Annotated in this window: 15 protein-coding genes; 7 read left to right on the forward strand and 8 right to left on the reverse strand. The window is 75.5% G+C overall.

The window, feature by feature from the left end:
• The first annotated feature begins 4 nt into the window (after positions 1 to 4).
• Positions 5 to 475, forward strand: coding sequence for a (2Fe-2S)-binding protein (locus tag ASF47_RS07410; protein ID WP_056863350.1), 471 nt, complete (start codon positions 5 to 7; stop codon positions 473 to 475).
• Between the two features lie 18 nt (positions 476 to 493).
• Here the strand turns inward: ASF47_RS07410 and ASF47_RS07415 are convergent, their stop codons facing one another.
• Positions 494 to 2344, reverse strand: a complete 1851-nt coding sequence (locus ASF47_RS07415; RefSeq protein ID WP_056863351.1) for a sensor histidine kinase — start codon at positions 2342 to 2344, stop codon at positions 494 to 496.
• A 267-nt stretch (positions 2345 to 2611) separates the two neighbouring features.
• Here ASF47_RS07415 and purF point away from each other — a divergent pair, with 267 nt between their 5' ends.
• The 3 genes from purF to ASF47_RS07430 all read left to right on the forward strand — a co-directional run bounded on the left by purF (position 2612) and on the right by ASF47_RS07430 (position 5702).
• Positions 2612 to 4156 carry an amidophosphoribosyltransferase gene (gene purF / locus ASF47_RS07420; protein WP_056863352.1) on the forward strand — a complete coding sequence of 515 codons (1545 nt, stop codon included), beginning with the start codon at positions 2612 to 2614 and terminating at the stop codon, positions 4154 to 4156.
• 21 nt (positions 4157 to 4177) lie between these two features.
• Positions 4178 to 5257: a phosphoribosylformylglycinamidine cyclo-ligase gene (purM, locus tag ASF47_RS07425; protein ID WP_056863353.1), complete on the forward strand. Its 1080-nt coding sequence runs from the start codon at positions 4178 to 4180 to the stop codon at positions 5255 to 5257.
• Between the two features lie 256 nt (positions 5258 to 5513).
• Positions 5514 to 5702, forward strand: a complete 189-nt coding sequence (locus ASF47_RS07430) for a DUF3073 domain-containing protein (protein WP_056863354.1) — start codon at positions 5514 to 5516, stop codon at positions 5700 to 5702.
• A 79-nt stretch (positions 5703 to 5781) separates the two neighbouring features.
• On the opposite strand, the gene ASF47_RS07435 is transcribed toward ASF47_RS07430, so the two are convergent.
• From ASF47_RS07435 to ASF47_RS07455, 5 genes are all read right to left on the reverse strand, one after another.
• A complete protein-coding gene (locus tag ASF47_RS07435; protein WP_082500097.1) occupies positions 5782 to 6951 on the reverse strand; it encodes a Glu/Leu/Phe/Val family dehydrogenase in 1170 nt (389 codons plus the stop codon).
• A gap of 118 nt (positions 6952 to 7069) precedes the next feature.
• On the reverse strand, positions 7070 to 8506 hold the full coding sequence (locus ASF47_RS07440; protein ID WP_235558672.1) for a hypothetical protein: 1437 nt from the start codon (positions 8504 to 8506) through the stop codon (positions 7070 to 7072).
• 4 nt (positions 8507 to 8510) lie between these two features.
• Complete coding sequence (locus tag ASF47_RS07445) at positions 8511 to 8858, reverse strand: hypothetical protein (protein WP_056863355.1); 348 nt, start codon at positions 8856 to 8858, stop codon at positions 8511 to 8513.
• Positions 8859 to 8923: 65 nt separating this feature from the next.
• Entirely contained in the window at positions 8924 to 9898 is a 975-nt protein-coding gene (locus ASF47_RS07450; RefSeq protein WP_056863356.1) for a lipid kinase, read from the reverse strand.
• Positions 9899 to 10008: 110 nt separating this feature from the next.
• Entirely contained in the window at positions 10009 to 11232 is a 1224-nt protein-coding gene (locus tag ASF47_RS07455; RefSeq protein WP_056863357.1) for a TerC family protein, read from the reverse strand.
• A 147-nt stretch (positions 11233 to 11379) separates the two neighbouring features.
• On the opposite strand from ASF47_RS07455, the gene ASF47_RS07460 reads away from it, so the two are divergent.
• Both ASF47_RS07460 and ASF47_RS07465 read left to right on the forward strand, forming a co-directional pair.
• On the forward strand, positions 11380 to 12450 hold the full coding sequence (locus ASF47_RS07460) for a winged helix family transcriptional regulator (protein ID WP_082500098.1): 1071 nt from the start codon (positions 11380 to 11382) through the stop codon (positions 12448 to 12450).
• The gene (locus tag ASF47_RS07465) at positions 12441 to 12821 is read left to right on the forward strand and encodes a response regulator transcription factor (protein WP_056863359.1); all 381 of its coding nucleotides are present in this window, start codon (positions 12441 to 12443) and stop codon (positions 12819 to 12821) included. Before ASF47_RS07460 ends, ASF47_RS07465 begins: the two co-directional genes overlap by 10 nt.
• On the opposite strand, the gene ASF47_RS07470 is transcribed toward ASF47_RS07465, so the two are convergent.
• Complete coding sequence (locus ASF47_RS07470) at positions 12770 to 15652, reverse strand: sensor histidine kinase (protein ID WP_056863360.1); 2883 nt, start codon at positions 15650 to 15652, stop codon at positions 12770 to 12772. The two genes, ASF47_RS07465 and ASF47_RS07470, sit on opposite strands and share 52 nt — an antisense overlap.
• Before the next feature lie 132 nt (positions 15653 to 15784).
• On the opposite strand from ASF47_RS07470, the gene ASF47_RS21450 reads away from it, so the two are divergent.
• Complete coding sequence (locus ASF47_RS21450) at positions 15785 to 16591, forward strand: alpha/beta fold hydrolase (protein WP_056863361.1); 807 nt, start codon at positions 15785 to 15787, stop codon at positions 16589 to 16591.
• Positions 16592 to 16630: 39 nt separating this feature from the next.
• Here the strand turns inward: ASF47_RS21450 and ASF47_RS21010 are convergent, their stop codons facing one another.
• Positions 16631 to 19453 (reverse strand): SCO7613 C-terminal domain-containing membrane protein, encoded by a 2823-nt coding sequence (locus ASF47_RS21010; RefSeq protein WP_056863362.1) that lies wholly within the window; start codon positions 19451 to 19453, stop codon positions 16631 to 16633.
• Positions 19454 to 19512 lie beyond the last annotated feature (59 nt).

Below are 19512 nucleotides of genomic sequence, written 5' to 3' on the forward strand. Positions count from 1 at the left end.
CGACATGGCGAAGCAGACCTTCATCCTCAACGGCAAGCCGGTCACGGTGAACGTGAACGACGACGTGCGCGTGCTCTGGGTGCTGCGCGACCTGCTCGGGGTCACCGGCCCCAAGTACGGCTGCGGCATCAACGTGTGCAAGGCGTGCACGTCGCACATCAACGGCCGCGCCTTCAACCCCTGCTCGGTGCGGGTGGGCGACCTCAAGCCCAAGGACCGCGTCACCACCATCGAGGGGCTGGCCGACGGCGGCAAGCTCCACCCGATGCAGCAGGCCTGGATCGACCGCGACGTCGCGCAGTGCGGCTACTGCCAGCCCGGCCAGATCATGGCCGCGGTGGCGCTGGTGCGCAAGGTGCGTCGCGAGGGTCGCAGCATCACCGAGCGCGACCTCGACACCATCCGCAACATCTGCCGGTGCGGCACCTACACCCGCATCCGCGAGGCGATCCTGCAGGGCGCCCGCGACATGTGAGCAGCAGTCGGGGTCGCCTCAGGGCGCGGCCGCGGGCAGGCACAGCGAGAACGTGCTCCCGCGGCCCAGCTCGGAGGCGACCTCGACGCGTCCGCCGTGCCCGGCGGCGATGCGGGCCACGATGGCCAGCCCCAGGCCCGTGCCCGGGCGGCTGAGCGCCTCGGGGTTGGTCGAGCGGAAGAACTCCTCGAACAGCCGACCGCGGTCCTCGGCCGAGATGCCGATGCCCTGGTCGACGACGTCGACCACGACCTCCGCCGATCCCGCCGTACGCCGCGAGCGCACGACCACCTGCACCTCGCTGCCCGGGGGGCTGTACTTGACCGCGTTGCCCAGCAGGTTGGTGACCGCCCGCTCGAGCTCGTCGGCGTCGCCCTCGACCACCAGCCGCGCCGGTGCGCCGTCGGCCCGGGGCGGCGCGAGGGCGACCTCGCGGCGCTGGGCCTCCACCCGCACCAGGTCGTGGGCCTCGGCGACCACGCCGAGCAGGTCCACGCGCTCGGCCTCGACGAGGCGCTCGGGGTCGCCGACGCGCGAGAGCAGCAGCAGGTCGTCGACCACGCGGGCCAGCTTGGTCGTGCCGCGACCGATCGCGGCGAGCGAGGCGGTGGCCCGGGCAGGCAGCTCGTCGAGCACCGTGAGCAGCTCGAGGTGGCCGACCACGGAGGTGAGGGGGTTCTTCAGCTCGTGGGAGACGGTGGCGATGAGGCGGGTCTTGTAGACGTCGAGGGCCTGGAGCTCCTTGACCAGCCGGTGCTCGCGCTCGAAGCCGCGGGCGTTGAGCACGACCCGGCCCAGGTCGTGGCCGATGTCGAGCACGGCCTCGACCTGCACGTCGGTCCACTCCGGGCAGGTGGCGGCGCGGGTGAGCACGAGGTTGCCCAGGCACTCCGGGCCGGCGCCGATGGGCACGAACATGATGGAGCCGACCCCGATCGAGTCGAGGAAGGCCACGACGGCGGCGTGGTCACCCGCCGGCAGCTCGGCGTGGCGCTCCCGACCGGTGTCGATGACCTCGACCCGCTGGCGCGACCAGCACTCGCGGGCGGCGACCTCGGCGACGCGCACCAGGCGCGCGGGCAGCACCACCTCGCTGCCGTCGACGGCGAGCAGCACGCTGGCGCCGCGGTCGTCGGCGTCGAAGACCTGGATCCACATGCCGGCGGCGCCGAAGCCCTCCACCAGCGCCGAGCCGGTCTCCTCGAGGATCTGGGCGAGCCCGTGGTGGCTGCTGGCGTTGCGGACGATCTCGCGGGCGGTGCCGGCGAGGCGCACCTGCTCGGCCAGCTCCTCGCGCTGGAGCGTGAGCAGCGCCGCGTGGGCGGCCTGACGGGCGTACTCCTCCAGCACCCGGCGCGCCGCGGGCCCGGGGCGGCGACCGTCGCGGGGGAGGTCCATCGAGAGCAGGCCGATGAGCCGGCCGTCGGGGGCGAGCAGCGGGGCGCACAGCAGGTCGAGGGGGTGCCAGGCGTCGGGGCCCTCGAGCGGCACGAGCTCGGGCACCCAGCCGTCGACGGTCAGGTCGGGGTCGAGGTGGTCGAGGCGCTCCTGGGGCACGAAGCGCAGTGCCCCCCACGCGTCGGCGATCTCCATCTCCGCCTCGAGGGAGGCGACCGTGGTGCGGGTGCCGAGGAGCGCGCCCGCGGCGTCCTCGTCGCCGGCCACCGCCACCACCTCGAGCTGGTCGACGTCGCGCACCAGCGACAGGGCGGCCACGCCGAAGCCGGCGATGCGGGTGACGCCCTCGGCGACGACCTGGAGCCCGTCGCCGGCCGGGCTGGGCGTGGGGCGGGGTGCGTCGGCGGGGCGGGTCGCGAGCGTGCGGGCAGCGTGCGTCGGCTCGTCGAGCGCTGCGCGCCACGTCGTCACCCTGCACCCCTTCCGAGCGCCCGCCGGCGGTGGGGCGCTCCTCCCGAGAGTAGGGGTGAGGGGGCTGCGCTGACCCGGGATCGGCCCAGGCCAGGCCCGGTTCCTGTCCGTTCGGTCCGGGGCCGGGTGGGTCGATCGGCCTAGTCCGGGCGGCACCCGACCTGGGGAGGGGGCTCGGCGCGAGCCGCGCCGGGTGTCGTGCGCCGCGGCCGCCGCGGGCTGGGCGATGATCGGCGGCCGCCCCGGGAGGGCCCTAGACTGGGGGCCGTGCCCTTCATCAGCAGCGCGCGCAGGGGTGGGGACGGCCGGCTCACGACGGCCCTCGACCCGCAGGACCAAGGACCGCAGGACGCGTGTGGCGTCTTCGGCGTCTGGGCCCCGGGGGAGGACGTCGCCAAGCTGACCTACTTCGGTCTCTACGCCCTCCAGCACCGCGGGCAGGAGTCGGCCGGCATCGCGGTCTCCAACGGCCGCCAGATCCTGGTCTACAAGGACATGGGCCTGGTCTCCCAGGTCTTCGACGAGACCACCCTCGACTCGCTCAAGGGCCACCTCGCGATCGGCCACTCCCGCTACTCCACCACCGGGGCCAGCACGTGGCAGAACGCTCAGCCCACCTTCCGGCCCACCGTCGACGGGTCCATCGCCCTGGGCCACAACGGCAACCTCATCAACTCCCACGAGCTGCGCGAGATGGTCGAGGCGCTGCCCGGCCCCGACGACGAGCTCGACCTGCACCAGCGCCCGGTGGAGCACTCCACCAACGACACCGGCCTGGTGACGGCGCTGCTGGCCCACCACCCCGACTCCACCCTGGAGCAGCGTGCCCTCGAGGTGCTCCCGCTGCTGCGCGGCGCCTTCTGCTTCGTGTGGATGAACGAGAACACCCTCTACGCCGCCCGTGACCCCCAGGGCATCCGCCCGCTCGTGCTGGGCCGCCTCGACCGCGGCTGGGTCGTGGCCTCCGAGGACGCCGCCCTGGCCACGATCGGCGCCTCCGTCGTGCGCGAGGTCGAGCCGGGCGAGATGATCGTCATCGACGAGAACGGCCTGCGCTCGCACCGCTTCGCCGAGCCCGACCGCAAGGGCTGCGTCTTCGAGTACGTCTACCTCGCCCGCCCCGACGCCACCATCTCCGGGCGCAGCGTGCACGAGTCGCGCGTGGAGATGGGCCGCCAGCTGGCGCGCGAGTACCCCGTCGAGGCCGACCTGGTCATCCCGGTGCCCGAGTCGGGCACCCCGGCCGCTGCCGGCTACGCCGAGGAGAGCGGCATCCCCTTCGGTCAGGGCTTCGTCAAGAACGCCTACGTCGGGCGCACCTTCATCCAGCCCAGCCAGACGCTGCGCCAGCTCGGCATCCGGCTCAAGCTCAACGCGCTGGAGCACATGATCCGCGGCAAGCGGATCGTCGTGGTCGACGACTCGATCGTGCGCGGCAACACCCAGCGGGCCCAGGTCAGGATGCTGCGCGAGGCCGGCGCCCGCGAGGTGCACGTGCGGATCTCCTCACCGCCGGTGAAGTGGCCCTGCTTCTACGGCATCGACTTCGCCACCCGCGCCGAGCTGATCGCCAACGGCCTCAGCCCCGAGGAGATCGCCGCCAGCGTCGGCGCCGACACCCTGGGCTACATCTCCCTCGACGGGATGATCCAGTCCACCAAGCAGCCCGCCGAGCGGCTCTGCCAGGCCTGCTTCACCGGGGAGTACCCCGTGCCGCTGCCCGACGAGAACCTGCTGGGCAAGCACCTGCTGGAGACCACCCTCTCCTCGCCGACCCTGGGCAAGGCGCTGCCCGTGCTCAACAACCCCTGACACCACCCCGGAAGGTCACCCGTGAGCGAGTCCAACGCGTACGCCGAGGCGGGCGTCAACATCGAGGCGGCCGACAAGGCCATCGAGCTGATGAAGGTGTGGGTCGACAAGGCCCGGCGCCCGGAGATGATCGGCGGGCTGGGCGGCTTCGCCGGCCTCTTCGACGCCTCCGCCCTCACCCGCTACGAGCGGCCCCTGCTGGCCACCTCCACCGACGGCGTCGGCACCAAGGTGGCGATCGCCCAGGCGATGGACGTCCACGACACCATCGGCTTCGACCTGGTCGGCATGGTCGTCGACGACCTCGTGGTCTGCGGCGCCGAGCCGCTCTTCATGACCGACTACATCGCCACCGGCCGGGTCGTGCCCGAGCGCATCGCCGCGATCGTCAAGGGCATCGCCGAGGCCTGCCTGGAGGCCGGCTGCGCCCTCATCGGCGGCGAGACCGCGGAGCACCCCGGCCTGCTGGCCCCCGACGAGTACGACGTGGCCGGCGCGACCACCGGCGTGGTCGAGGCCGACCGCCTCCTCGGCCCGGGCCGGGTGCGCCCCGGCGACGTGGTGCTGGCCATGGAGGCCAGCGGCCTGCACTCCAACGGCTACTCCCTGGTGCGCCACGTGCTGCTCGGCGCCCCCGCCGACGGCGGCGCCGGCTGGGCGCTGGACCGCGACGTGCCCGAGCTCGGCCGCACCCTGGGCGAGGAGCTGCTCACCCCCACCCGGATCTACGCCAAGGCCTGCCTCGACCTCGCCGACAGCGTCGAGGTGCACGCGATGTCGCACGTCACCGGCGGTGGCCTGGCGGCCAACCTCGAGCGGGTCATGCCCGAGGAGCTCGTGGCCGTGCTCGACCGTGCGACCTGGACCCCGCAGCCGATCTTCGACCTGGTGCGGCGCGTCGGCGACGTCTCGCAGCCCGACCTCGAGGCCACCCTCAACTGCGGCGTCGGCATGGTGGCGATGCTGCCGGCCGCCGAGGTCGACCGGGCCGTGGGCGTGCTCGCCGGCCACGGCGTGCGGGCCTGGGTCGCGGGCCACGTGAGCAGCAGCGACACCGACGGCGGACGCGTCCTGCTGACGGGCCAGCACCCGGGCTGGTGAGGCCTCCGGGCGGGGTCGGACCGGGGCTCGGACCGGCCCGGACCGGCACGGACCGACTCGCCCGGCCACGGTGATTTCGGCGACACGATCCACCGTCGGCGGCCCCGCGGCGGGGCGGACCGACGAGATCGGTGGTCCGAAACACCGGACTGGTGTGCGGGAACGACCGGGCAGCAGGTAGCGTTGGCGCCACGAGTATTCGAGAGACAGCCCGGGAGCCATGGGCCCCGGCCGAGCGTGCGAGGGGGCTGACCCTATGGGGCGCGGCCGAGCTAAGGCCAAGCAGACGAAGGTCGCCCGCGACCTGAAGTACCGCACTCACGAGACGGACTTCGGGGCGCTGGCCAACGAGCTGCATGGCGAGAACCACCAGGACAGCACCGACGAGCTCGAGCCCGAAGAGCTCGAGAAGTGGTCGGACTACGCCGACCCGCGTCGTGACTGACTCCGTCTGACGCACGCACCAGACGACCGCCGGGCCCTGCCCGGCGGCCGTCTGCGTGTGCCCGGTGTCGCTCTCGGCCTCAGCCGACCCAGATGCCTCGCAGGCGACCCACGTCGCGCATGCGGGCCTCGGCGAGCCGGTCGGCGGCGACGGCGGGGGAGACCCCGCCGGTGTCGGCGAGTCCCAGCACCCGGCGGGTGGTGTCGCCGATCAGGTGGGCCCGCGCGCGGGCGCGCTCGAAGGAGAAGCCACGCGGGTCGAGCTCGTCGGCGACCTGCACGAGGCCGCCGGCGTTGACGCAGTAGTCGGGCGCGTAGACGATTCCTCGGTCGAGCATCGCCTTGTCGACCCCGGGGTGCGCGAGCTGGTTGTTGGCGGCGCCGCACACCACGCTCGCGCGCAGCACGGCGAGCACGTCGTCGTCGATCGCGCCACCGAGCGCGCAGGGTGCGTAGACGTCGAGCGGCAGCGCGACGAGCTCGGCGGTCGAGGCGGCGGCGCGGACCCCGGGGTGCGCGGCCAGCACTGCGTCGACGGCCGGGCCGTGCACGTCGGTGACCACGACGTCGGCGCCGTCCTCCACGAGCAGCTCCACGAGGTGGCGTCCGACCTTGCCGACGCCGGCGACGCCCACGGTGCGTCCGGCCAGGGTGGCCGACCCCCACACATGCTCGGCACAGGCGAGCATGCCCCGGAAGACGCCGTAGGCGGTCAGCACCGAGCTGTCGCCGGCCCCGCCGTGGGCCTGGGTGCGGCCGGTGACGAAGTCGCACTCGCGGGCCACGTGGTCCATGTCCTCGGAGAAGGTGCCGACGTCGCAGGCGGTGTTGTAGCGACCGCCGAGGGTCTGCACGAAGCGGCCGTAGGCCCGCAGCAGGGCCTCGGACTTCAGGGTGGCGGGGTCGCCGATGATGACGGCCTTGCCGCCGCCCAGGTCGAGCCCGGCCAGCGCCGCCTTGTAGGACATCCCGCGGGAGAGGGCGAGCACGTCGCGGACGGCGTCGGCGGTCGAGGCGTAGGGGTGGAACCGGGTGCCGCCGAGGGCGGGACCCAGGGCGGTGGAGTGGATCGCGACGACGGCGCGCAGGCCGGTGGCGGGGTCGGAGGCGAAGACGACCTGCTCGTGCTCGGCGCCGGCCTCGAAGACGTCGAGGGGCACCGACGCCGGCTGCGCCGGGCCGGGCTGCGTCGTCGTGGTGGGGCTGCCGGTCGTGGTGGGGCTGCCGGTCGTGGTGGGGCTGGTCGTCATGGTGGGACTGGTCGGCATGGTGGGGCCGCTCTCTGCTCGGGCCACGAGGTGGTGTGGCGCTGACGGACGACCCGCAGGGGTGGCGCGGGTCACGTCCCAGGCTAGCGGCCCCCGCGGCTCAGGTCCGGGCGACCGACCGGGCCACCACGACCCGCCCGTGGGTGCCGTAGCCCGGCAGCGGCCCGGCGTACGGCGTGCCGTCGAAGGCGACCATCAGCCAGCCCTCCTCGCCCAGGTCGACGAGCGTGGGCCAGGGGATGTTGGTGGGGTAGGGCGCGTCGAGCACGCCGACCTCGGCGAGGTCGAGGTCGAGCACGGCGTGCTGCTGGCGCTGGCCCCGGCGCCCGTCGCGCCCGTCGCTGACCAGCACCCGCCACGCGCCGTCGACGCGCAGCAGCGTGGTGCCCTCGGTGGCGCGGCGCCGCGCGGAGACCGCGCGCAGGGTGAGGGCGTCGAGGGCGGGCCCGGTGGCGAGGGCGGGGTGGAAGTCGAAGAAGCGCCGGGCCGAGACGAAGCCCACCAGCCAGTCGTCGCCGTCGCGCACGAGGTGGGGGTTCCACACCCCGACCGAGCGGACCCCGGCCGCGCGCAGGCCGTCGACCGGGAGGGCCAGCGGCTCGGTGTCGAGCAGGTGGCGGCCCGAGAGCAGGTCGACGTCGCCGTCCGGGCGGGCGAGGGTGACGGCGACGCTCGCGTCGTCGCGGCGCCGGTCGAAGTCGCCCCACGTGCTCGTGGCCACCAGCCAGCGCTCGCCGTCGCGCACGAGGTGGGTGGCGTGGTCGCCGAAGGCCCCGGGCCGGTCGGGCCGTCGGAAGAACAGGTCGGAGCGGTGGGCGAGTGCCAGGGTGACGGGGTCGAGGGACCACACCGAGGTGTGGGCGGTGTCGAAGAAGCCGGGCCCGGCGCTGGTGGCGGTGAGCAGCAGGTCGCCCCCGGGTCGGTACGCCGAGCCGTCGGCGTGGCCGACCAGTCGCAGGTCGCGCAGGCCGAGCTGGCCGAAGCCGCCGGCGCGCACCCGCGCGACGGGGCCGCAGTGGGTGGTGACGAGAGCCGCGAGCCACCGCTCGTCGCGCGTGTCGACCCGGCCCGCCCCGCCGCGGTCGGCGGCGCGCTCGGCGCCGAGGTCGACGCGGGCGCGGGTGGTCCAGGCCCGCCCGTCGTGGGTGTGGACGGCGAGGTGGACCCCGGTGAGGGTCAGGCCGAGCCGCACGGGGCGCTGCTCGGGCCGGCCGTGGCGCCGGCTGAGGTGACGTGACGTGGTGGAGCCGACGCGCAGCTCGAGGGAGACCTCCCCGGTGGCGGGGTCCCACAGCGCTCCCAGCTCGTCGTCGCCGGAGGCGAGGGCGAGGCGCACCGGGGCGTCCCGGCCGGGCGCCGTCCCCGCCGCGGGCAGCTCGACCTCCGCGGCGGCGTAGGGCGCCGGGTGGGGGGTGGGGTGGGCCGAGGCGGGGCCCGGTGCAGCGTCGTCGACCAGCACCGACCCGGGGGAGACGAGGTCGACCGGTCGCAGCCGGGCCGCCACCTCGAAGCGGGGCAGGCCCGTCGCGCCGCCCACGGGGTCAGGCGAGCACGAGCACGAGCCCGACGACGCCGGGCAGGGTGCCGAGCAGCAGCCACGGGCTGAGCGGGGAGCGACGGTGGATGGCCAGCCCGGCGGCCACCGCGACCACGCCGAAGGCGGCGCCGATGACGTTGAGGCCGACCCGGGCGGAGACCTCGGAGTCGTCGAGGAAGAAGGCCGAGATCACCAGCCCCACCGACAGGTGCATGATCGTGGTGACGGCCAGCACCGACATGACCCACTGCTGCACGTTGGTCAGCGACCGGCTCGACGGCGGTGCCGGCGGGTTGGCCGGGTCGATGAGGTGGCGGGCGCGGCGCGGGGCCGGCGGGGTCGGTGTGCTCATGGCCCCTCCAGCCTACGGGCCCCGCTCCCGGCCCGGGTCGCAGCGCTCAGCCGTGGTCGCAGCGGTCAGCCCTGGTCGGCGGCGGCGCGGGGCCCGTCGAGCTCGGCGGCGCGGCTGGTCTGCGGCACGACCACGCGCAGGGCGTTGCGCTGGACCTCGAAGGTCGCGGGCGTGGTCGCGGCGATCTCGCCGTCGAGGTTGACCGGGAGCGGCTCGTCGGTGACCACGCGGACCCGACGGGTGGTGAGGTGGTGGACCTTCTCGTGCTCCACGAACGACCCGTCCTTGAGGAAGCGGGCGATCGAGACGTGGTCGCGCAGCCGGCCGCGCTCGATGGCGTAGACGTCGAGCAGGTGGTCGTCGACCGAGGCGTTGGGCGCCACGGCGTTGCCGCCGCCGTAGTGGCGGCCGTTGCCGACCGCGACCTGCATCAGGTCGTGCAGCGCGAGGGTGTCGTGGTCGCCGTCGGGGAACTCCAGCCGGGCGGTGAAGGGCTCGTGGCCGCGGTAGGCCCCGAGCGTCGCCACGGGGTAGGCCAGCGGGCCGAGGCGCTTCTTCAGGCCGGGGCGCAGGCGCTGGGTGACCCCGACCGAGAGCCCGAGGGAGGCGACGTTGAGGAAGCCGCGCCCGTCGCAGCGGCCGAGGTCGACGTCGACGACCTTGCCCGTCGCGAGGTGCTCCACGGCCTGCTCCAGCGCCGACGGGATCTCCAGGGTGCGGGCGAAGTCGTTGGCGGTGCCCAGCGGCAGCACGCCGAGCACGACGTCGGACCCGGCCACGCGGTCGGCGGCGCACGAGACGCTGCCGTCTCCGCCGCCCACCACCAGCAGGTCGGGACCCTCGGCGAGGGCCCGCTCGAGGGTGGCGGCGAGCTCGGAGCCGGTGGTGACGCTCAGCACCCGCGCGTCGGCGAGGTCGTGGCGCGCCAGCAGGGCGGGCAGCCGGTCGCGCGCCGCGGCGCCGCTGCGGGAGCCGGTGTTGAGCACGACCGTCGTACGGCGACGCGGGGCCGCGGGACCGGGGGTGGGCTCGGGTGCCATGGCACGAGGGTAGGTCGCCTCGATGAGGACCCGATGAGACGCCGCTGTGCCCGCGCTGTGCCGCCGCTCCGCGCCGCCCGCCGGTCCGCTCCGGCCCGGCGGGCCCGCGCTCAGACCTCGGTGAGGGGGTTGCGCTGGCGACCGTCGGTGACGGTCTCCTCGTGCTGCTGGCGGGCCTTCTCGATCTTGGCCATGAGACCCGGCTCGTCGCGCACCATGCGGCGGTACTTCGGGCCGAGGGCCTTGATCTGCTCGCCCTCCTGGATCAGCTTGCCGAAGATGCGCTCGCGCTCGGCGGTGTCGGCGGTGTAGTCGAGGTCGAGGTAGGCGTCGACGTGGCGCTGGGCGTTGCCGATCGCGGTCTTGGCCCGACCCTTCTTGCTGACCAGGGAGGCGACCACGGTGACGACGAGGATGCCGAGGATCACGCTGAGGGAGACCCCGGTGCTGATCTCGGTGACGTCGACGTGCTCGCCGCCGTTGATGAAGCCGAGGTTGTTCTCGTGCAGCGCGTGGAGGATGAGCTTCACGCCGATGAAGGCCAGGATCGCCGCGAGGCCGTAGGACAGGTAGATCAGGCGCTCGAGCAGGCCCTCAATGAGGAAGAACAGCTGGCGCAGCCCCAGCAGCGAGAAGGCCGTGGCGGTGAAGACGATGAAGGTGTTCTGGGTGAGGCCGAAGATCGCCGGGATGGAGTCGAGGGCGAAGAGGATGTCGGTGCCGCCGATGGCCACCATGACCAGCAGCATCGGGGTGAGCATCTTCTTGCCGTCGACCACGGTGGTCAGCTTGTCGCCGTCGAACTCCTCGGAGGTCCGGATGAAGCGGCGCGCCAGCTTCACCACGAAGTTCTGCTCGTCCTCGTCGTGGCCGCCCTGGGCCTCGCCCTTGAGCATGTTGCCGGCGGTCAGGATGAGGATGAGGCCGAAGAAGTAGAAGACCCAGGCGAACTGGTTGATCAGGGCCGCGCCCAGGAAGATGAAGCCGGTGCGGGCGATCAGGGCGAAGACGATGCCGAAGAGCAGCACCTTCTGCTGGTCCTCGCGCGGTACCCGGAAGCTGGTCATGATGATGAGGAAGACGAACAGGTTGTCGACGCTGAGCGCCTTCTCGGTGATGTAGCCCGCGAAGTACTCCCCGCCCATCGTGCCGCCGCCGAACCACAGCACTCCGAGGCCGAACAGCACGGCGATGCCGACGTAGAGCGCCGACCAGACCGAGGCCTCCCTCAGCGTCGGCACGTGGGCCTTGCGCACATGGAAGACGAAGTCGAAGAGCAGCATGCCGACGATGCCGACCACGGTGAGGGTCCAGACCCAGGTGGGGACTTCCATCGTCAACGCTCCATCTGCTCGGTGGGTCGGCGGTGTGCCGGCGCGGACAGCCTAGGGTCGGCGGGCGGCGGCTGCGCTCCCCCGGTTGGGCGTGTGGAGCAGGCCCGAAGCCCCCCGCCGCGCCCGGCGGGGCACTAGCCTGGCTCGATGCCCCACATCCTCGTCGTCGCCGGTGGGCAGGACCGCGCCGATGCCGTGGCGGCCCGCATCGAGTCCGCCGAGCGACGGGCCGCGACGGCGGACCGCGGCTCGGCGCTGGAGGCGGTGGCCACGACGGGTCCGCGGTGCGTGGTGGTGGTCGCCGACGGCACCGACGGCGGGTGGGTCACACCCCTGCTCGCCGAGCTGCGGGCGTGGTCCTCGCTGCCCGTGCTGGTGCTGGCCGACCTCGACCGCGACTCCGACCTCGACCGTGGTCTCGACGGTGACCCCGACGGTGACGACGACGGCGCGGCGCCCGGTGAGCTCCTCGCGGCGCGGCTGCTCGACGCGGGCGCCGACGACGTCCGCGACCTCGGGTGCGGCGACGCGCTGCTCGCGGCGGCGCTGCGGGCCCTGGAGCGGCGGTGCGGGGCCGAGCCCGACCCCGACGCGGCACTGACCGGACCGCTGCTGCGCTTCGGTCCGCTGGTCGTGGACCTGCACGAGCGCAGCGTGCGCCGCGACGGTCGCGAGGTGCGGCTGACCCCGACCGAGTGGCGGCTGCTCGAGCCGCTGGCCACCCGCCCGGGGGTCCTGCTCACCCATCGCGGGCTGCTGCGCTCGGCCTGGGACGAGAGCCACGGCGACGAGACGCGCGACGCCCTGCGCGCCCACATCCGCTCGCTGCGGGCCAAGCTCGGCGACGACGCGTCCGCGCCGACCTTCATCCGGACCGAGAGCGGCACGGGCTACCGCTGGATCGCCGTGCCGAGCGCCACCGCCGACACCCGGGCCTTCGAGCAGGCCGGACCCGGTCGGCTGGGGGCACGCGAGCTCGTCCACGAGCTCAGCACGCTGCTGAGCTCGGTGCGGGTGACGGTCTACCTGCTGCGCGGCGCGGTGGTCGCCCCGGCCGGCGCCGCCCAGGCGCCCGGTGACCTGCTCGACCGGCTCGAGCAGCTGTTGGCCCGTGTCGCGACCCATGCGGTGGAGCTGGAGGGGCGCTGCGTCCGCGACCCCGGGGTGCTCGCGCCCGCCCTGCCGGTCGGGGAGGCAGGTGGGTCGTCGTGGCGGTGATCGTGGTGGCCGAGGACGACCCCGACCTGCGGGAGCTGGTCACGCTCATCCTCGGCCAGGCCGGGCACGAGGTGGTCGGCGTGGGCCAGGGCGACGCCGCCCTCGTGGCCTGCCGCGAGCGGCGCCCGGCGGTCGCCGTGCTCGACATCGCGATGCCCGGGGACCTCGACGGCCTGGCGGTGACCCGGGCGCTGCGCGCCGACCCGGCCACCGCCGACCTGCCGGTGCTGCTGCTGACGGCCCGGGCGCGCGCCGACGACGTCAGGGCCGGCATCGACAGCGGCGCCGACGACTACATCGCCAAGCCCTTCGACGTGGGCTACTTCGTGGAGAGGGTCGGCCGGCTCGTCGCCGACGGTCGACCGGCCTGAGGCGTCGCACCGTGCTCGCTCGGGGAGCAGGCGAGCGGCAGGACGAGGCGCACGGTCGTGCCCGCGCGCGGCGCGGAGTCGAGGTCGACGCGCCCGCCGTGGGCCTCCACGATGGAGCGGACGATGCTCAGGCCCAGCCCGGTGCCCTCGATGGCGGCGTCGGAGGCGCTGGCCGAGCGGTAGAACCGGTCCCACACCCGAGGCAGGTCGGCCTGGTCGATCCCGATGCCGTCGTCGCTGACCTCGATGACGGCCTCTGACCCGACGGTGGTCACGGTGAGCGTGACGTGGCCGCCGTCGGGGGTGAACTTCACGGCGTTGCCGACGAGGTTCATCACGGCGCGCTCCAGCTGGTCGAAGTCGCCGACGACCTCGGCGGGCGGGGTGTCCAGGTCGTGCACCAGCTCGATCGACCGGGCCCGGACGAGCTCGGAGCAGGCCTCCATCGCCGAGATCACGACGCGGTGCACGTCGAGGCGCTCGCGGGCCATGGAGATGGCGCCCGACTCGATGCGGGAGAGGTCGAGGAGGTTCTCGATCAGGCGCAGCAGGCGGCGACCGTTGCGGTCGACGCGCCCCAGCAGGGCGTGCTGCTCCTCGGAGAGGGGCCCGGCCGCCTCGGAGTCGAGGACCTGGGTGAAGCCGAGCACGCTGGTCATCGGCGTGCGCAGCTCGTGGCTGATGGAGGCCACGAAGTCGGTCTTGATGCGGTCGAGCTCCGAGAGCCGGCTCACCGCCTGCCGCTCGTGCTCGAGGGCGATCTCGAGCGCCTGCTCGCTGCGACGGCGCTCGGTGACGTCCTGGGCCACGCCGACCACGCCGGTCACCGCGCCGGAGGCGTCGCGCAGGAGGTTGACGGTGAGGCTGACGGTGAGGCGACCGCCGTCCTTGCGGATGAGCGTCCAGTCCAGCTCGGGCGGGTCGGGCTGCTGGGCGAGCGCGGTGAAGACCTCGAACGTGGGAGCGACGCCGAGACGGCGGGCGTGACCGGCCACCTCCTCGGGGTCGTGGAGCGCCAGCTTGGTCATGCGCCCGACGACCTCCTCCGCGCTCCACCCCAGGCTCTCCTGGGCGCCCCGGTTGAAGAAGGTGATGAGGCCGGCGGCGTCGGTGCCGACGATGATCGCGCCCGAGGTGGCGTCGAGCACGGTCTGCAGCTGGTGCGCGGTGTGGCGCTGGTCGGTCACGTCGAGCCCGGTCATCACCACGAGCGGGGCGCCGGTGTCGTGCCGGAGCAGCGCCAGCGTGGTCAGCACCTCGCGGCGAGCCGACCGCCCGCGCCACAGCAGCTCGTGCACCGCGCCGGTCTCCCCGGCCAGGCACGCCGCGAGTGCCGCCTCGAAGGCGGCCGCGCTGTCGGGGCACACCAGCGCCGCCGTCGCCGGCGCCCCGACGAGGCTCGTCGCGCGCGCCCCCGTGCTGGACTCGGTGGCGGCGTTGACCTGGAGCACACCTCCGCCGGCGTCGAGCACGACGACGAGGGAGCCGACGCTGTCGAGCACGGCGCGGGTGACGTCGCGCTCGTGGGTGAGCTCGGCCTGGGAGGTGCGGGCCGCGGTGAGGTCGACCAGCTGCGCGACCACGAGCCGGCCCTCGGCGGCGTCGGGCACCACCGACAGGCCGAGCCGCACGCAGCGTGGCGGAGAGGTGTCCAGCCACAGCTCGCTTTCCCAGGTCGGGGAGTGCCCGGCCTCCAGCGACCCCACCGCCGAGCGCAGGAGTGCGCGCTGGGAGGCGGCCAGGCCCCGGGTCCAGGGCCGCTCCACCAGCTCGGCGTCGGAGGAGCCGAGGAGGTCGGCGGCCGCGTCGTTGAGCTCGACGACCACGAGGTCCCCGTCGGTGTGGCGCAGCAGCACCATGCCGATGAGCGACTCCCGGATCCCGCGGCGGTAGCGCTCGCGCTCGCCGACGACCACCCGGAGGGCGGCGGCGCGCTGGCTGGTGGCGATGGCCAGGGGGAGGGTGACCAGGACGAGGATGACGAGGTAGCTCTGCTGGAGCGCCGCCAGCGTGGTGGCCGGGCCGCTGAGGTCCCCGAACGGACCGCGGCCCAGGTCGCTCAGCACGGTCACCGCGACACCGGCCGCGAGCATCTGGCCACAGGCGACGCGCGCCGGGAACCGTGCGGCGGCCCAGGCCAGCAGCGGGAGCGGGAGGAACGCGATCGGGTACTCGTGGGTGGCGCCGAACACGACGCCGAAGGTGGCGGCCGCGGCCAGCGACTGCACCAGCACCTCGAACGATGCGACGCGCGCCGGCCCACCCTCGGTGAGCCTCCCGGCCATCAGGAGGCCGAGGGGCACGACGATCAGCACCGACGCGCCGTGCGTGGCCATCACGGTGCGCGCGACCACGAGCAGCGAGCCGGTGCCGAAGAGCTCCACCGCGAGACCGGCCAGCAGACCCGCCACGGCCGCGCCCCCGGCCGCGGCGAGGAACAGTCGACCCAGGTCCTCGAAGCTGGCCAGGACGGGGCGACGGCGGTGGGCCCCGAGCAGGAGCGCGACGGCCAGGGACTCGGCGGTGTTGGTGACGCCGAACATCAACGCCAGCCCCGGTGGCCGGTCGCCGACCAGGTTGGCCGCGAAGGACAGGCCCACGAGGGCCGCGGCCAGCAGCGCCCACCGGCGCACCGGCGAGAGGGCCACCACGAGGGCCGAGACCCCGGCGGCGGGCCACCACGCCGCCACCGGCGCGCCCTCGGGACGCAGGGTCACCGACGCGACGCTGAGGGCGAAGGTCGCGGCCAGGGCCAGCAGGGTCAGCAGGGTGTCGGGGCTGCCGCCGCGCGCCGACGGCCCGCGGCGTCCGAGAGCAGCGGACGTGGTCACCCGACCATCGTCGGCCCCGCCGAGTCCGACGTGAGGCTCCTACACAGAACCTTCACGTCGAGACGCCTGCGGCGTCGCCCACCCGGGGCTGGCGAGCGCCGTCCGGTTTCGGGCGCCCGCCATGATCGAGCGGTGGACACGACGACGCCGCCCCCGGCCCCGACCTCGACCGGGGCGCTCCCGGCGTACGACGACCTGGGCGGGGGCGAGCGCACCTGGCTGCTGCTGCACGCCTTCCCGCTGTCGGGTCGGATCTTCGAGCGGCTGGCCCCCCTGCTCGCGCAGGACGCGCGGGTGCTGGTGGTCGACCTGCCGGGGCTGGGACGCAGCGCCGTGCCGACGGAGGAGGCGTCGATGGATCACGTCGCCGCCGCCCTGCTGGCCGTGCTCGACGCCGCCGGGGTCGAGCGGGCCGACGTGCTGGGCATCTCGACCGGGGGCTACGCCGCCCTGCGCCTGGCCGGCCTCGCACCCGAGCGGGTCGGTCGCCTCGTGCTCGCCAGCACGACCCCGTGGCCCATCGAGCCCGACGTGCCCGCCGAGCGGCGGGCGACGGCCGAGGAGGTCGAGACCAGCCGGTCGACCACCTCGCTGCTCGACTCGGTCGAGGGAGGGCTCGGCCCGACCGCCCGCCGCGAGCAGCCCGGGCTCGCCGACCTGGTGCGGGGGCTGATCCTGGGCGCCGACCCCGACGGCGTCGCCTGGGTCGCGAGGGCGGTCGCCGGGCGGTCCGACACGTCCGCGGTGGTGGCCGGCCACCCCCGCGAGGTCGTGCTGCTCTTCGGCGAGGAGGACGGGGAGACCCCGCCCGAGCGCGCCGCGCAGATGGCGCGGCTGCGGCCCGACCACCTCCCGACGTCGCTCCACGTGCTGCCCGCGACCGGCCACCTCACCGTGCTGGAGCGGCCCGCCGAGGTGGCCGCGCTCCTCGGGGGCTGAGAGGGGACGCTGGGAGGGCCGGGCCCACCGGCGGGCGGGTCAGCGCAGCCGGGCCAGGTAGGCCGACCCGGCGCGCACCTGGGCGAGCCGGCGCTCCCAGGTCACGCCGACCACGGTCAGCAGCGTCCCGGTGAGGCCGAGCAGCACCCACTGCGGGGTCTGCGCCGCCCACGGCGCCGCCTCGGCCAGCACGAGCACGCCGCCGACGACGACCCCGACCACCAGGGGAGCGGCGAGGCGCAGCCGGGCCCCGAGCAGCACGAGGCCCAGGCAGGCGAGCCCGAGCAGCAGGGCGCGGGGGCTGACCGGGTCGTCGACCACTACCCGCAGCAGGCTGGGCACGGTGGCGAGCAGCAGGCCGCTGCCGAGCGCCGACCGGGTCGAGGCGGCGGGGTCGCTCCGCAGCCGGAGTGCACCCAGCACGAGCAGGGCCAGCGCGGCCGGCAGCGCGTAGGCCTCCGGCTGGGTCACCCCGGCGTCGGCCAGCCGCACCCAGCTGGCGGCCGTGAGCAGCGTGCCGCCCAGCCACCCGGCCGGTCGTCGCTCGACCCGCAGCAGCGCCGCGGCCACGACGAGGGCGCCGACCAGCGTGAGGTGGAGGGCCAGCGCCGCCGCCGCGTCGTACGTCGACCCCGCGCCGTCGCGACCGGCCGCGTCGGCCGCGGCGTCGACGGCCGCGGCGGAGGCGAGGACGGCGGTCGCCAGCGCGGTCAGCTCGACCACGGGCCGGGCCCGCCACAGGGCGAGCGCCCCGACGACCACCACGACGGCGGGGCCCAGCGTGGTGGCGCCCAGCCCTGCGGCGTCACCGCCCGACCACACCGCCCACCCGCAGGCGGCCGTGAGCACCACGAGCGACGGCGGGGCGGGTCGCCGGTGGGCCGCGACCGAGGAGACGCCGAGGGCCGCGACGGCGGCCACGGCGCCGAGGGCGGCGCTGGGGAGGGCCGCCACGACGGCCACGACGAGCAGCGCCAGACCCACGTCGGTGTCGCGGGTGCCACGGGTCTCGTGGGTGCCGGCTCCGGTGCCTGTGCCGGCTCCGGGGGCGGGGAGGGCGAGCAGGCCGCCGGCGACGCAGACGAGGAGCACCACGGCCGCCAGCGGGGCGCTCGTGAGCGCGACCAGCACCGCGGCGATCAGCGTGACCGCGGCCGCACCGCGCCGGAGGGCCGGGTCGCGGAGGGCGCGGGTCGGGGTGGCGGCGACGTCCGGCCGAGTGCCCGGGCGCGTCAGCGTCGCGGCGAGCACACCGAGGGCGAGCGCGGAGGGCAGCACCAGCCACGCCGGGGCGGGCAGCTCGCCCGAGAGCCGCACACCGGCGGATCGGCTCAGCGGCTCGCCGACCGCCAGCACCCTGACCACGGCGGCCGCGGCCAGGGTCGCGGCGGTGACGGCGACCGGTGCGGCCGCGACGACGGCGGGCACGGTGACCGCGACCCGCCACGGGGCCGGCACGCCCCGCGCTGCCAGGGCCCACGCGACGCAGACCGCGCCGGCGGCCAGGGTGACTCCGGTGGGCCCTTCGTCGAGGGCCGGCAGGACGAGGGCCAGGGAGGCCAGGGCGCCCGCCAGCACGACGCAGGCGTGCAGCCGCGTCGGTCGGCGGCCCGGGTGGTCCGCGCGGTCCGCGCGGCCCGGGTGGTCCGGGTGGGCGGCGCGGCCTGCGTGGCCACGGCGGGAGGTGTCGCCCGCGTCAGGGGCGACGCCACCGGCGGGGACGTCGGGAGCGGCGACGGACCCGGGAGGCGTCCCGGTGGAGGCCCCGGTGGAGGCCCCGGTGGTGCGGGCCGGGGACCAGACGACGGGGAGCAGCGCGAGCGCGGCGGTGACCAGCAGCGCCGGGCCGTGGGTCGTGGTCCACAGCCCGGGGAGGGAGGCGTGGTCGGCGGCCGCGCCGAGCGAGGCGAGCAGGAGCAGGGCCCACCACGCGGTGGCGCCGACCAGCGCCGCGCCGGGCAGCGCCCGGGCGGGCACGGGCTCGCCCGGGAGCAGCCGGAGGGCGGTGCGGACGGCCGCGTGGGCGAGCACCAGCAGCGCCCCGACGAGCCGTGCGTCGCCGCCGTCGGCCAGCAGGGCGCCCCCGACCAGGCCGAGGCCGACCGGCACGGCGAGCTGGGCCGCGACCAGGTCGGTGCGGGCGAGCAGCACGACGGCGCCCCCGGCGAGCAGGGCGGCCCCGCAGGCGAGCAGGGCGCCTGCGGGCCCCACGTCGCCGAGCCAGCCGGCCGAGAGCGCGCCGACGGTGTCGAGCACCACGAGACCCAGGGCCACGACCGTCAGGGACTCCGCGCCCACGCGCAGGCCGCGTCGCGCCAGCCGGTCGGCGGTGACGCCCGCGGCGACGGTGAGGCCGAGCAGGGTGAGCGTGCGGCCGCCCACCCCGAGGGCCGACCAGGTCACGGCGAGGAACACCACGGCCGCCACCAGCAGGCACAGCGCACCGAGGCCGAGCAGCAGCCGCGGCACCGACCACGCGGGCAGCCCCCGCCCGGTGGTCCGCCCGGTGGCCCGCCCGTCGGGTCCGCCGGGCACCGTGTCGGCCCGGTCGGCCCGCGGGAGCGGTCCGACGCCGTCGAGCAGCCCAGCACGACCGGCTGCACCGGCCGCACGACCGGCCGGGCTGCCGGCGCGGCCACCGTCGACGGCGCCCCCCGCGGCGCTGGCTCCCGTGGCGCCGACGAGCACGGGCGCCTCGGCGCGCAGGCGCTCGAGCAGCAGGTCGGCGCGGGTCAGCGTGCTCAGCAGGTCGGCGGCGACGGGGCCGCGCAGCGGGAGGTCGCAGCGGGGGCAGACGGCCGGCGCGGGAGGCAGCGGGGCACGGCAGTCGGGGCACACGGTGGGGTCGGCGTAGCGCAGCATGCGGGCAGCCTCGCGCGACCGCGGGGCTCGCGGCAGGGCCGACGTACTCCCGCTCCTGG

The sequence above is a fragment of the Nocardioides sp. Leaf285 genome (assembly GCF_001422955.1).
GTDB lineage: Bacteria > Actinomycetota > Actinomycetes > Propionibacteriales > Nocardioidaceae > Nocardioides > Nocardioides kribbensis.